Annotated in this window: 12 protein-coding genes; 4 read left to right on the plus strand and 8 right to left on the minus strand. The window is 39.2% G+C overall.

The window, feature by feature from the left end; all coding sequences use genetic code 11:
* Positions 1-42: 42 nt before the first annotated feature.
* Positions 43-897 carry an RNA polymerase sigma factor RpoH gene (gene rpoH / locus GARC_RS17380; protein WP_039989960.1) on the minus strand — a complete coding sequence of 285 codons (855 nt, stop codon included), beginning with the start codon at positions 895-897 and terminating at the stop codon, positions 43-45.
* Between the two features lie 702 nt (positions 898-1599).
* Here rpoH and GARC_RS17385 point away from each other — a divergent pair.
* Together GARC_RS17385 and GARC_RS17390 are read left to right on the plus strand one after the other, a co-directional pair.
* Positions 1600-2841, plus strand: a complete 1242-nt coding sequence (locus tag GARC_RS17385; RefSeq protein WP_007622602.1) for an EAL and HDOD domain-containing protein — start codon at positions 1600-1602, stop codon at positions 2839-2841.
* Positions 2842-2868: 27 nt separating this feature from the next.
* Complete coding sequence (locus GARC_RS17390) at positions 2869-3984, plus strand: succinylglutamate desuccinylase/aspartoacylase domain-containing protein (protein ID WP_007622603.1); 1116 nt, start codon at positions 2869-2871, stop codon at positions 3982-3984.
* Between the two features lie 20 nt (positions 3985-4004).
* Here the strand turns inward: GARC_RS17390 and GARC_RS17395 are convergent, their stop codons facing one another.
* The 3 genes from GARC_RS17395 to GARC_RS17405 are packed head-to-tail and all read right to left on the minus strand — an operon-like array spanning position 4005 to position 6894.
* Positions 4005-4472 (minus strand): Lrp/AsnC family transcriptional regulator, encoded by a 468-nt coding sequence (locus tag GARC_RS17395; protein WP_007622605.1) that lies wholly within the window; start codon positions 4470-4472, stop codon positions 4005-4007.
* Positions 4473-4474: 2 nt separating this feature from the next.
* Positions 4475-5590: an anhydro-N-acetylmuramic acid kinase gene (locus GARC_RS17400; protein WP_007622606.1), complete on the minus strand. Its 1116-nt coding sequence runs from the start codon at positions 5588-5590 to the stop codon at positions 4475-4477.
* 8 nt (positions 5591-5598) lie between these two features.
* A complete protein-coding gene (locus GARC_RS17405; RefSeq protein ID WP_007622607.1) occupies positions 5599-6894 on the minus strand; it encodes a peptidoglycan DD-metalloendopeptidase family protein in 1296 nt (431 codons plus the stop codon).
* Between the two features lie 207 nt (positions 6895-7101).
* Between GARC_RS17405 and tyrS the strand changes: the two genes are divergently transcribed.
* Positions 7102-8301 (plus strand): tyrosine--tRNA ligase, encoded by a 1200-nt coding sequence (gene tyrS / locus GARC_RS17410; RefSeq protein ID WP_007622608.1) that lies wholly within the window; start codon positions 7102-7104, stop codon positions 8299-8301.
* 51 nt (positions 8302-8352) lie between these two features.
* Here tyrS and GARC_RS17415 read toward each other — a convergent pair whose 3' ends face one another.
* From GARC_RS17415 to GARC_RS17430, 4 genes are all read right to left on the minus strand, one after another.
* Entirely contained in the window at positions 8353-8772 is a 420-nt protein-coding gene (locus tag GARC_RS17415; RefSeq protein WP_007622609.1) for a DUF2721 domain-containing protein, read from the minus strand.
* A 29-nt stretch (positions 8773-8801) separates the two neighbouring features.
* A complete protein-coding gene (locus GARC_RS17420; RefSeq protein ID WP_007622610.1) occupies positions 8802-9176 on the minus strand; it encodes a rhodanese-like domain-containing protein in 375 nt (124 codons plus the stop codon).
* 116 nt (positions 9177-9292) lie between these two features.
* Positions 9293-10255, minus strand: a complete 963-nt coding sequence (locus GARC_RS17425) for a cobalamin biosynthesis protein CobD/CbiB (protein WP_007622611.1) — start codon at positions 10253-10255, stop codon at positions 9293-9295.
* Positions 10255-10950, minus strand: a complete 696-nt coding sequence (locus GARC_RS17430; RefSeq protein ID WP_007622612.1) for a 5'-methylthioadenosine/adenosylhomocysteine nucleosidase — start codon at positions 10948-10950, stop codon at positions 10255-10257. The genes GARC_RS17425 and GARC_RS17430 overlap by 1 nt, the downstream gene beginning before the upstream one ends.
* Before the next feature lie 130 nt (positions 10951-11080).
* Between GARC_RS17430 and GARC_RS17435 the strand changes: the two genes are divergently transcribed.
* The gene (locus tag GARC_RS17435; protein ID WP_007622614.1) at positions 11081-12241 is read left to right on the plus strand and encodes a tetratricopeptide repeat protein; all 1161 of its coding nucleotides are present in this window, start codon (positions 11081-11083) and stop codon (positions 12239-12241) included.
* Positions 12242-12329 lie beyond the last annotated feature (88 nt).

Below are 12329 nucleotides of genomic sequence, written 5' to 3' on the forward strand. Positions count from 1 at the left end.
ATATTCGCGCTTTTTTTGTAACTGTTAATTAGTAATTTATTATTACGCAGTCATTGAATTTTGTAGCTTTTTCATTGCGTTCTTTTCGATTTGACGAACCCGCTCTGCTGATACTTGGTACTTATCTGCCAAGTCTTGCAAGGTCGTTTTGTCATCCGACAGCCAACGAGTTTGGATGATATGTTGGCTACGATCGTCAAGTGTTTTTAGCGCCGCATACAATCTGCTAGACGCATTAGAATCCCAATCAGCATTGATTACATCGGACTCTACATCTGTTGTTTTATCTTCAAGAAATTGTACGGGTGCAAAACTACCACTTTCGTCATCGTCAGCAGACAAATCGAAAGCCTGATCATGACTGCTCATGCGAGCTTCCATTTGCAACACTTCTTTGGTACTTACACCCAAGGTTTCTGCTACATTTTGTACTTCTGCATGGGTAAACCAACCAAGACGTTTCTTGTTTTTGCGTAGATTAAAAAACAACTTACGTTGGGCTTTAGTAGTGGCAACTTTTACGATACGCCAGTTCTTCAATACAAATTCATGTATCTCAGCTTTTATCCAGTGCACCGCAAAAGAAACTAAGCGAACACCAACGGTTGGATCAAAACGTTTAACGGCTTTCATCAAACCAATGTTGCCTTCTTGAATTAAATCAGCTTGCGGCAAACCATAACCAGAATACGATTTTGCGATATGTACCACAAAACGTAAGTGCGACATAATCAGCTTTCTAGCAGCTTGTAAATCATCATCTTGTTGTAAACGTTCAGCTAGCCCACGCTCGTCTTCAGCGCTGAGCATATTAATACTACTTACTGCCTGGACGTAAGTTTCGATACTTCCCGTCTGCGGGACAGTTAATGTCAGTGTGCTTAAATCTGTGCTCATAGTTACCTCGTATTACACATTGGCTCGCGATTCTAGCAAAAAAAAATCTGCTCTGCGACCTAAATTCATTCCATAAAATTTGGAGTTATTTGGCCTTACTTTAATAGACCGTTAACTTGTGAAAAAATTCCAACCGATTAGAAGATGTTGTGTCATAAATAGTTATTTCAACCCTGAGGAAAGACATTAACATGTTGCTGGTTGCGAGTTTAGGTTAGTTTAGACTACGAAGTGATGATCCATATGATCAAACCTCCTCTTATATAGGCGTTTTTAGGCGTTTTGGAAAGCTAAGTGTACATATTCGCCCGCGCCAAACATTCCGGCTAAGCAATATTAAAGCGGCGTTATATAGTGTCGAAAGATAGTGTTGAAAGTGAAATTAAACAATTATTATCATTGATAGAGCATTGAAGCTGAGTATTGGATCGGGGCTGCCAATATTTCTAAACAATTGCCTCATGACTTAAAAATGACGCAAGCATTCTACAACGAGTCGTTGCAGTAAGGCATTGCGATGCAGCAATCTGCGAGTGACGAAATACAACATTAGCTGTATTAAAAACAGTCTATTCATCGCCTTTTTTTTAGTGCTATGATAACCGTTATACTATTTTTTTAAACTCGTCAATCAATACACACAGTCTGATAATATTGATCTAGCGAATAGCCCACAATAAAAAATACTTGGACAGGACGTATATGTTTGCTTTTATAGCTCGCCAACCAATATTAGATAGAGACAAAGAAGTTTTTGCTTACGAGCTTTTTTTCAGAGATGGTAAAAATGATTGTTATCCCCACGTAGAAAGAGATGAGGCAACTACCAAGCATATTGCCAAAAATTATCAAACACTTAATTTGGATGATATCTCTTGCAGCAAAAAATCTTTTATTAATTTTCAATCTGAAACACTGATGGGGGGCTTGCCAGCTTCTCTTGATCCAGAAAATATAGTGGTGGAATTGGAGACTGGACGTAACAACGATAATAGCCTGTTGGATATGTGTAAGCATGTTAAAAAAATGGGATATAAAATTGCTTTGGAGGATCGCCGCCTGAAGCCTAGTTGGGACGACTTTTTACCTTACGTTGATATGCTTAAAGTGAATTCTAATCATGAAAACTTAGACTTTTTCGCTAAAAATGTTAATCGATTTATTGATTCTAATGTGCAACTGATTGCAGATAAAGTTGAAACTCAAGATAGTTTCAGTATTTTTAAGGATATGGGCTTTGATTATTTCCAAGGTTACTTTTTTGCCCGCCCTGTATCTGTCACGAACAAAAACTTACCGACCTCCAAACTTACCTTAGTAGAGCTGATGGGCGCTAGTTCTAGTGAATCATTTGATGTTGAAAGCATTAATAGTGTGATCGAGCATGATGTAGGTTTGTCGTATATGTTATTGCGATTTATCAATAATCCAATGATTAATAAACGTTATAAAATCACTTCATTGCGACATGCCCTGAATTATATGGGCGAGGTAGAAATCAAGAAGTTTATTGCCTTGCTGGCTTTGGCCAAATTATCCGATGATAAACCTTTAGAGTTACTGCATTTATCTTTGGTGCGAGGCAAGTTTTGTGATCTAGTGGGTACAGAAAAAAATATCGGCAGTAACCCTCCTACTGCATTCTTAGTTGGATTGTTTTCAATGTTGGACGCCTTGCTTGATCAAGAAATGGAGTCGCTGGTCGAAAAATTGCCATTAGTTGATGAGGTGAAAGAGGCTTTGTGTGGTGGTCAAAATGATTTATCTATGTACTTGATGTTAGTCAAAGCTTTTGAAAGTGGTAATTGGTTAAAAGTAATTAGAATTTCTAAAATTCTAGAAATAGATCAAAAACTCCTGCATAGCCTATTTAACGAAGCTATTCTCTGGGGAAATGGCGTTCGCCGCTCTATATCCCCGCATTTTCCAGCATCTAAAGTATAGAATTTTTCGACAGGACGCAGCAGTTGCATGAATAAGTTGTTCAAAGAGCACCTAGTGGTGGCGCAAAACGCATCTGGCAGAAACATGAATGTGCCTTTGTATCGGTTTGTTGGTGTGAAGCCGGGACCTAAGGTTTATATTCAGAGTTCAATTCACGGTGCTGAAGTGCAAGGCAATGTGGTTATTTATCAACTTATTCAATGGCTTAAAACATTACCTATTTGTGGCGAGGTGTTATTGGTTCCCAACTGTAATCCGGTCGGCACCAACATCAAAGCAGGTGAATATACCTTAGGGCGTTTTGACCCTGTTAATGGCACAAATTGGAATCGTGGCTATTACTATGATGATGCTTTTATCCATGAGTTTGCACAAAGCATTGATGATGAAGAATCTATACAGTCGATAAAATCTCGATTTCGACTAAAAATGAAACAACAATTACAAACTAGATTAAGTGAAACTTGGGGTATCGGCCTAGCCCAACACCTTAATTTGAAGCTGCAACAATTAGCATTTGATGCAGATTATGTACTGGACTTGCATAATGGACCAGTATCAACACGGCACATTTACGTACCTGAATATGCCAAGGTTTCTGCAAGTTTGTTTAATATTCCCCATGTGATATTTATGCCCAATGTGTTTTCTGGCGCCTTGGATGAAGCCACGTTTTGCCCATGGTGGTTATTGACAGATTTAGTCAGTAGCAAGCGTAAGGTGCCAGTTGATTTTGAAGTTGAGGCTTTTACTTTGGAGATGGGTAGCCAAGAAGTTATCAGTTTTAAAGATGGTGAATATGACGCTAAAAGTATCCTAACTTATCTAACTGCCAAGGGATGTTTACCCGGCAGTTCAATTTTGCCCGAGAATATGTCACGCAAAGCTGTCACGCTAAATCACTATAAGACACTTTTTACGCAGCAAGGTGGCATAGTGGAATATATCGCCAAACCTGGCGACTTGGTCAAAAAAGATCAGGTTTTAGCGCGGGTGCTTAATGTCGACAATTTAGATACAGATAGGGCGACGACAGATATATTGGCGCCTTGTGATTTGGTGGCTATTTTACATTTTCCTTCCGCTTCTGTTTTAAGCGGTACTCAGTTGTATAAGTGTTTTACCGAGTATTTTGAGCTTTAGCGTTTGAGGCTTTTTATAGGTCACACTTTGGGTAGAACAGTTCCGTTTATTTGGTCGTAAATCAGCGCAGTTTCAACATGCTTGACTTCTTTTCTTGCGGTAATGGCATTAAACACAAAGTCTCTTAAATGTTCTGTATCCCCCAAGCTTGCATGGAGTAAAAAATCATTTTCTCCACCCATATGATAAAGACTTATCACTTCTGGCAGCATCGCCAACTGCTTTTGAAACGTATCCACAGTGGGTCGACTGTGATCAGATAGGCGGATAGAAATCATCACTTGAATATTGCCACCTAAGGCTTGGAAGTCGACGTTTAATTGGGCGCCCTTTATTACCTGTTCACTTTGTAATTTTTTAATTCTTTCAAGACATGAAGAGGGGGCCAGTCCAACTAACTCTGCAATATCTTTATTGTTCATTCTGGCGTCTTTGTACAATGCAGCCAAAATAGCAATATCTGTTTTATCCAGCGGGCGTTTTGTCATTACTATTCTCTACCTGGGCAATAGGTGCCTAATATTGCCCCTTTTGTTGCGCCAGTCACGCTAGCAACACTGCCTTGAATTTTATTAATATGTGCATAGGCAAGCCAAGCAAATGCCATGGCTTCGACTGCATCGGCTTCTACGCCGAGTTCAGCTGTGGTAAATAACTCACATTCATGTAGTTCGGATTCGAGTTCTTCAACTAAAAATTCATTTCGAGCACCACCACCGCAGAGAAATACTTGCTCAACATCTTTAAATTGTAAAACTTGCTTGGCAATTGTATGAGTGGTCAACTTGACTAACGTTGCCTGCACAACTTGCGGATCGATATTGCGAGATATGCTCTCTAAGTTTAGTTGCAACCATGGCAAGTTGAATTGCTCACGACCGGTACTTTTAGGTGCTGGAGCGGAAAAATACGGGTGGCTGCACAAAAGTTGTAACAATTCAGGATCTGCAGAACGTTGAGCAGCCCATTGCCCTTTCTCGTCATAGTTATTCCCTGTATGTAGCTTACACCAAGCATCTAATAAGGTATTTCCCGGGCCAGTGTCATATCCAATAATGTCTTCAGAATCGCGTTGTGGGAGATAGGTAATATTCGAGATCCCCCCAATATTGATAACAACTCTTGATTTTAATTGGCTGGCAAACACCGCTTTATGAAACGCCGGCACCAAGGGGGCGCCTTGGCCGCCTAAGGCGATATCTTTTCGCCTAAAGTCGGATATAACGTCAATGCCAGTTAGTGCCGCTAGAGTGTTAGGGTCGCCAATTTGCAAACTAAAGCTATGTTTACCAGTTGGGATATGACGAATAGTTTGCCCATGTGAACCTATTGCTTTGACTTGGTCAGGACGAACATAGTTGTCTTTGAGCAACTGCAGCGACGCCTCAGCAAACACCTCAGCTACAGCTCTATCGGCACGGCCCATTAGTTCGATTTCATTGTCACTGGGTGCGCATAGTTGATGTAATTCATCACATAGAGACGATGGGAAAGGGAAGGTCTTGCAATCTAACAGTCTTGGGTGAGAACCAGAAAAATCTACTAATGCAGCGTCAACTCCATCAATACTGGTTCCAGACATCAAACCTAGATATAGTTGTGGCATAAAAGCCCCTAATTCATTGCCAGCATTATACGTTTGTTATTATTGAGTTGCTGCAATCTGTTTGCGGCAATATTAGTAAATTTATCTTTCTCTTTCTTGGCAATGGCTTGCGCTTTTGGTAAATCTACAGTGCGTGGGTTGCGGTGCACCCCGTTCACTAAAAATTCATAATGTAAGTGCGGGCCAGAAGCCAAACCTGTAGAGCCTACAGTACCTATCACTTGTCCTTGTTTAACTGTTTGGCCTTTTTTCACTTTGCGTTTTGTAAAGTGTAGATATTTGGTCACATATTTTTCACCGTGTTGAATAAATACATGATTACCATTGTATTTGTCGTAGCCTGATTTAATGACTTTACCGTCACCTGCCGCTATTACTGGAGTGCCACGATCAGCTGCATAGTCTACGCCTCTATGGGCCTTCCAGCGTTTTTGTACTGGGTGGAAACGCTTTTTCTTGAAACTTGAACTTATGTACCTAAAGTTAACTGGCGCTCGCAAAAAGCTCTTGCGCATACTGCGGCCGTCAGGTGTATAAAAGTTACCATCATCATAACGTATGGCTGTATACGCTTCTCCTCGATTCACAAATTGCGCGGCAACTATGTCGCCATTTTCAATGAACTCACCATTTATGTAATGTTCTTCAAACATTACATAAAAGCTATCGCCCGCTCTAAGACCTAAGGCAAAATCAACATCCCATCCAAAAATACCTGCTACTTGCATGATTTGGTTATCAGTTAAATTGGCCTTCAGGCCCGCATTCCAAAAACTATTGGTCACATCACCTTGGGTATAATTTAAACGGGTATCTACTTCGATGGTTTCAATTTTACTGCTAAAGGTATTGTTTTCACTTTTGGTGATAACTAAGGTATCAGTGCTTGAATATGGGTATTGCAATGAGACTAACTGGCCTTGCGGGTCAATTTGTAATTCTAATACGTCACCGGGCATTATTTTTAGTAGTTTTTTGGCCAGTTCACCTGCTTTGCTAACGTGATAGGTTTGCTGTGGGGATAAACCACTGCGTTTAAATATCATAGCTAAGTTATCGCCTTTTTTGACTACAACTGACTTAGTTTTATTTATTTCCTCAAGACCTGAAAAGTTTTCAATAGTGAAATTATCGAAGTTAACTTCTAGACCGTAACGTTTACCAACCTCTAGGGTAGAGGCGGAGTTTTTGTATGCACTAACTGGCTCAGAAGGGAAAAGAAACAAAACAAACAAAAAACCAGCAACCCCAGATATGAACCATCTGTGCGGTTTAGGTATATTTTTAAAGGTCTTTTTAATCACAATACAACACATTTTTTAAAACATAACTGCAGAATATATGGATTACGAAGGTTTTTCCAGTTATGGCTGGTTTTTCCAGTTGTTTATTTGGTGTAGCTAATCACTTTAAGTTATCGTTAAAAATACCATAGCCCTTTCATTACAGGGGCTTGCCAAGTAAAATGGCTTTAATGAGATAAATGGTAAATTTTTAACAAGGTTACAAAAATGTCGGATTGGCAAAGTGCGATGGCTGAAATTCAGCGCGGAGCAGAAGAAATATTATTAGAAGACGAACTGATTGCCAAACTAAAGGAAGGTAAACCTTTAAAAATTAAAGCCGGATTCGATCCTACCGCGCCTGACTTGCATATAGGTCATACTGTCTTAATCAACAAGCTACGCACTTTTCAGCAATTAGGCCATGAGGTCATCTTTCTTATTGGTGATTTCACTGGGATGATTGGTGATCCTACTGGTAAAAATGTCACCAGAAAACCACTGACTAGAGAAGACGTGTTAGCTAACGCCGAAACTTATAAAGAACAAGTTTTCAAAATTCTTGATCCAGCAAAAACAACTATTCGTTTTAATTCACAGTGGATGGAAAAACTGGGTGCTGCAGGCATGATAAAATTAGCCTCAAATCAAACCGTAGCGCGGATGTTAGAAAGAGACGACTTTAAAAAACGTTATGCCGGTGGTCAACCTATAGCAATTCATGAATTTCTGTATCCATTGGTGCAGGGCTGGGATTCAGTTGCATTAAAAGCCGATGTTGAACTAGGTGGAACCGATCAACGCTTTAACCTGCTGATGGGTAGAGAATTACAAAAATCTGAAGGTCAAAGACAACAAACAGTATTGATGATGCCGTTACTTGAAGGTTTAGATGGCGTCCAAAAAATGTCTAAATCTTTGGGTAATTATATTGGTATTACTGATGCGCCTAATGACATGTTTGGCAAAATAATGTCTATATCTGATGATTTGATGTGGCGTTATTATGATTTGTTGAGCTTTAAACCTAAAAACGAAATTGAAGCTATTAAACAAAAAGTTGCCGCAGGGTTGAATCCTAGAGATACAAAAATCGATTTAGCGAAAGAGTTGATTGCGCGTTTCCATAACGAACAAGATGCTGAAGCTGCCCATCAAGATTTTATTCAACGCTTTCAGAAAAATGTCATTCCTGATGAAATGCCAGAGTTTGAATTTGTGCTGCCAAGTGAAGGTTTGATGATTGCGAATATACTGAAAGACGCCGATTTAGTTAACTCAACCTCTGATGCTATGCGCATGATAAAACAAGGTGCGGTGAAGTTAGATGGTGAAAAAGTCGATAATATTAAACATCAGTTTACTCAAGCTTCACAGGTAGTTTTACAAATAGGTAAACGCAAATTTGCTCGCATAACTTTTAAGTAAAAAGCGACGGGTCAATTTTCTTATAAATTGGCCCGTAAAAAATAATATTGATTAGCTCTCTTTAGATTTATGCCAAGAACGTTTTTTCGCTGGTAAATTCAAGTGACTCAAATGTAAATCTAGCGCTTCGACAGAAATGTGAATTTCTCTCACTGATAACCATAATGAATACAACAGTAGCACTAAGCTAGAGGCGAATATTGTGCTTCCTATGGTTTGGTATTCAGCGTAGATAGCCAACATGGATAGTACACACAAGAAAAAGCTCCCCATGCCAGCACCTTGCATATTTTTGATTAGTTGAATACGTGAGCGTAGGCTTTTGATTTGTTGCTGATCATTTTCGTTGCTATCACTTAAGTCAAAATTCCTTATGATACTGGCAAGGGCTAAAAATCTATTGGTGTAGGCTAGTAATAATAGAGATATAGCAGGGAATAACATCGCAGGCGTGGTTAAGGTAATATCCATAATACGAGTCTACTTAACCTAACTTAACTTTATTTTTCAACAGCTAAGCCTTGTTTTAACCAAGCCTGCATATCACCTTCTAGGTGACTAAGGTTTTGATAGCCATCTTTTTGTAAAGCTTTGGCTGCTTTTCCTGCTCGGTATCCTGAACGACAATAAAGCACTATAGATTTTTCTTTCGAAGATGCCAAAATAGCTGGATTATCAATAATCTCACTTAAAGGAACATTTATCGCGTTTGGAACATGTCCCTGTTGAAATTCTTCAGGTGTACGAACGTCGACTATAACTAAATCCTTAGCGTTTGCTTCAAGCAATTCTTGTTGGCTGATATTATTAACATTACCAGAAAAAGCCGAAAAGCTTAGTAAGCTCAATATCCATAAAGCTGTGTGTTTAAACATAATGTAATCTCTGTCTCGTGTAATAAGTTCTGATAGTAAGTAGTGCTGTGTAGTGTGTAAAGGACATTAGTCATAGATAGGCGTATTTTGAGGCAGAATGCATAATTTTACCTAAATTATCTAATGAGTAAAAACGACAGCGCACATCCCATAAAATAAAACGTTAACCAAACCCAGGTAGCTCGATTAATAGCCGATAAAGCTCTTATGTTGTCGGCTAATATAACTTGCCTGGGTCCTCCGCATTTTCTGGTGCGCACTTTTTGTTGTTCATAATACGCAGGACCTCCGAGTTCTATGCCTAAACTGGATCCACACAGGTTTAATATAAATAAGTGATTGCATTGATAGCTTACACGTTGAAATAAAGCAGTTGAGCCGAGACTAATGTTAACTGCTAGCACAACACTCAAGCTGGCCAACTTACTGGGCAGCCATTGTAATATATTAGCTAGGTGGCGTACTGGTTGACCAAAATACTGAAATTTCGGTAACTTATTATTCCAACTTAAGGATAATTCGTAGATCAATCGATAGATAAGAGCACCAACGCCCCCTGTTAGCAGGTACCAAAAAACCACTGAACAATATTGGTAACTATAGCGTAATAATACTGACTCGATATTAGCTTTGACCATGCCTAAGGGAGACATCTTCTGGGTTTCCCTTATGACTATTTGTGATAAAGCGTGTCGAGCTAACATCTTTTTTTGTTTAGCTAATGCTGTAGTGATTTTGTGGGTTTGTTTCGGAATATCTTGGAAACGTAAAGCCACAAGCAGCATCAATGCTTCAAAAAAAACTGGATATTCGGATAAGTACTTAAACACCGCTAATATTGCACAAAAAGGCAGTAATAAAACAATACTGGCTAGGCTGCCTGATATTTTTTGTTGCCTAATGGAACTTGTTTTGGCTGAAAGTACTTTAGCCTGCATACCCATAGCTAATGCTTTTATAAAACTAATGGGATGGTATTTGTCAGGCCAAGGTAGGTAACGTTCAACAAAAACAATTATCAGCAATACCCAAAATGACAACAGTTGTTCACTTAATAAGGTATTAAAAACACTGTTCATCAGGCTAATTTGGCAATAGTTTGCATCACCAGAGTCGCCGAGTTTTTGGCTGCCTGATCTAAGTATGTTTCAAAAGAGACGGTCGATGTTTTACCTGCTATATCAGATAATGAGCGGATCACTAAAAACGGTGTGCCTAACAAATGGCAACTCTGAGCAATGGCTACCCCTTCCATTTCTACCGCACAAACAGCAGGGAAGTTCTGACGTATAACGGTTGCGGCTTCATCACTGCCAACAAAAGAATCTCCGGTACAAATAAGTCCATGCTGCACTTGCACATTTTGCAAGCTAGAGGCAGCCTCAGATGCATGTTCAAGTAAATGTTTGTCACATTCAAAATATGCCGGCATACCAGCAGTTTGGCCCAGTTCGTAGCCAAAGTGCGTTAGGTTAGCATCGTGATGACGTAATTCAGTGGCTATGACTATATCGCCAATGTTGAGGTGACTCGAAAAGCCCCCTGCTGAGCCAGTGTTTATGACAAAATCTGGGGCGAAATGATGGATTACAACGCTGGTTGATACCGATGCCGCCACTTTACCAATTCCGCATTTAACTAAAGCAACCTCTACTTCACCAAGCTTGCCTACATAAACAGTAAGATGATTAAACGTTTGTACTTGGCAATTCTGCAACGATGCTCGGATAAGGGTTATTTCTTCATCCATGGCACCTAAAATAGCTATTTTCATATGGTTTTCTTTATTTTTAATTAGTTGTGATCAATTGCTCCTAAGTCTAATACGTCTGCTAGTGTTATAAAACAATTCAAAGGTAATCAGCCTCTGAAGTTAGAAATTTAGTGTTTATCAAAGGTGCTCTATGCAAATTTTCAAATTTTTGCTTACATCTATTATATTGCTTGGTTGTCAGGCCGCTCCTGAAGTATTGTTTGGCCAAAAATCTTTGCTTTTTGATCAAGGTTTTGAAGGATTTGAAAATGTTGCGATAGAGAGTGAAAAAGAAATTTTTGAATTGCATGACGAAGCCAAAACCTTCGCTAAATTGGCGGTAAAAGGACTATTGAAGCCTGAAGAAAAAATTAAGGCATTGGTTCAACATGTGTTTGCTCGTTCAGACTTAAACTTATTGTATCGTGCAGATGCAAACACAGTCGCCAGTCAAACTTTTCAGAATAGGGCAGCCAACTGTCTATCAATGTCAATTATGACTTTTGCTCTAGCTAAAGAGTTAGGTTTTGATGTGCGTTTCCAAGATATAGAAATTCCCGAGTACTGGACCATAAGAGAAGGGCAAAGTTTGCTGAATCGGCATATCAATCTGCAAATAATACCTAGGCAAAAAAATCAAATATACTTTCATTTTATCACTCGAGGATTTGAAGTCGATTTTGATGCACAAGCGACTCGCCAGCATTTTCCCAAAACACTACTTAAACTCAAACAAGTTGTCGCCATGTTTCACAATAACAATGGTGCAGATGCATTATTAAAAAGAAACTACGTGAAGGCATATGCTTACTTTCGAGCAGCTATTTTGCAATCCCCAGACCTCTCATCTGCTTTGGCAAACCTAGGGTATTTATATCGGCTTACAGGCCATTATACGTTTTCAGAGAATGCTTATTTGCAAGCAATTAAAAAAAGCAAAAACAACTTGTCTGCTTGGGGGAATTTAGCGCATTTATACAGATATTTGGGAGACGATCAAAAAGCCATGGATATAGTAAATAGAGTGTCACGTAAACGTTCAAGTAATCCTTTTTTTCATATCAATATGGGTGACAAGGCGTTTGAGAAAGAGCAATGGCAAGTCGCGTTAGAGCATTATCAGCGGGCACTAAAGTTAGATAAAAGTTACCACGAAGTTTACTTTGGGCTAGGCAAAACCTATTTTGAATTAGGTAACGTTCAACGTAGTCATCATTACTTAAAGCTTGCTAAAAAGAAATCAAGAACTGAACAGGAACAGGCGGTGTATCAAGGAAAAATAGATATGTTGGCCAGCATTAAGTCAGGATAAGTCAGCTATTTTTTGCGTCGAATTAAGTAGCAGTTATTTACTAAAACTACTATGTTAATAGTATGTTATTTCTGCTGAGGTGCTCATC

The organism is Paraglaciecola arctica BSs20135, from assembly GCF_000314995.1.
GTDB classification, from domain to species: domain Bacteria; phylum Pseudomonadota; class Gammaproteobacteria; order Enterobacterales; family Alteromonadaceae; genus Paraglaciecola; species Paraglaciecola arctica.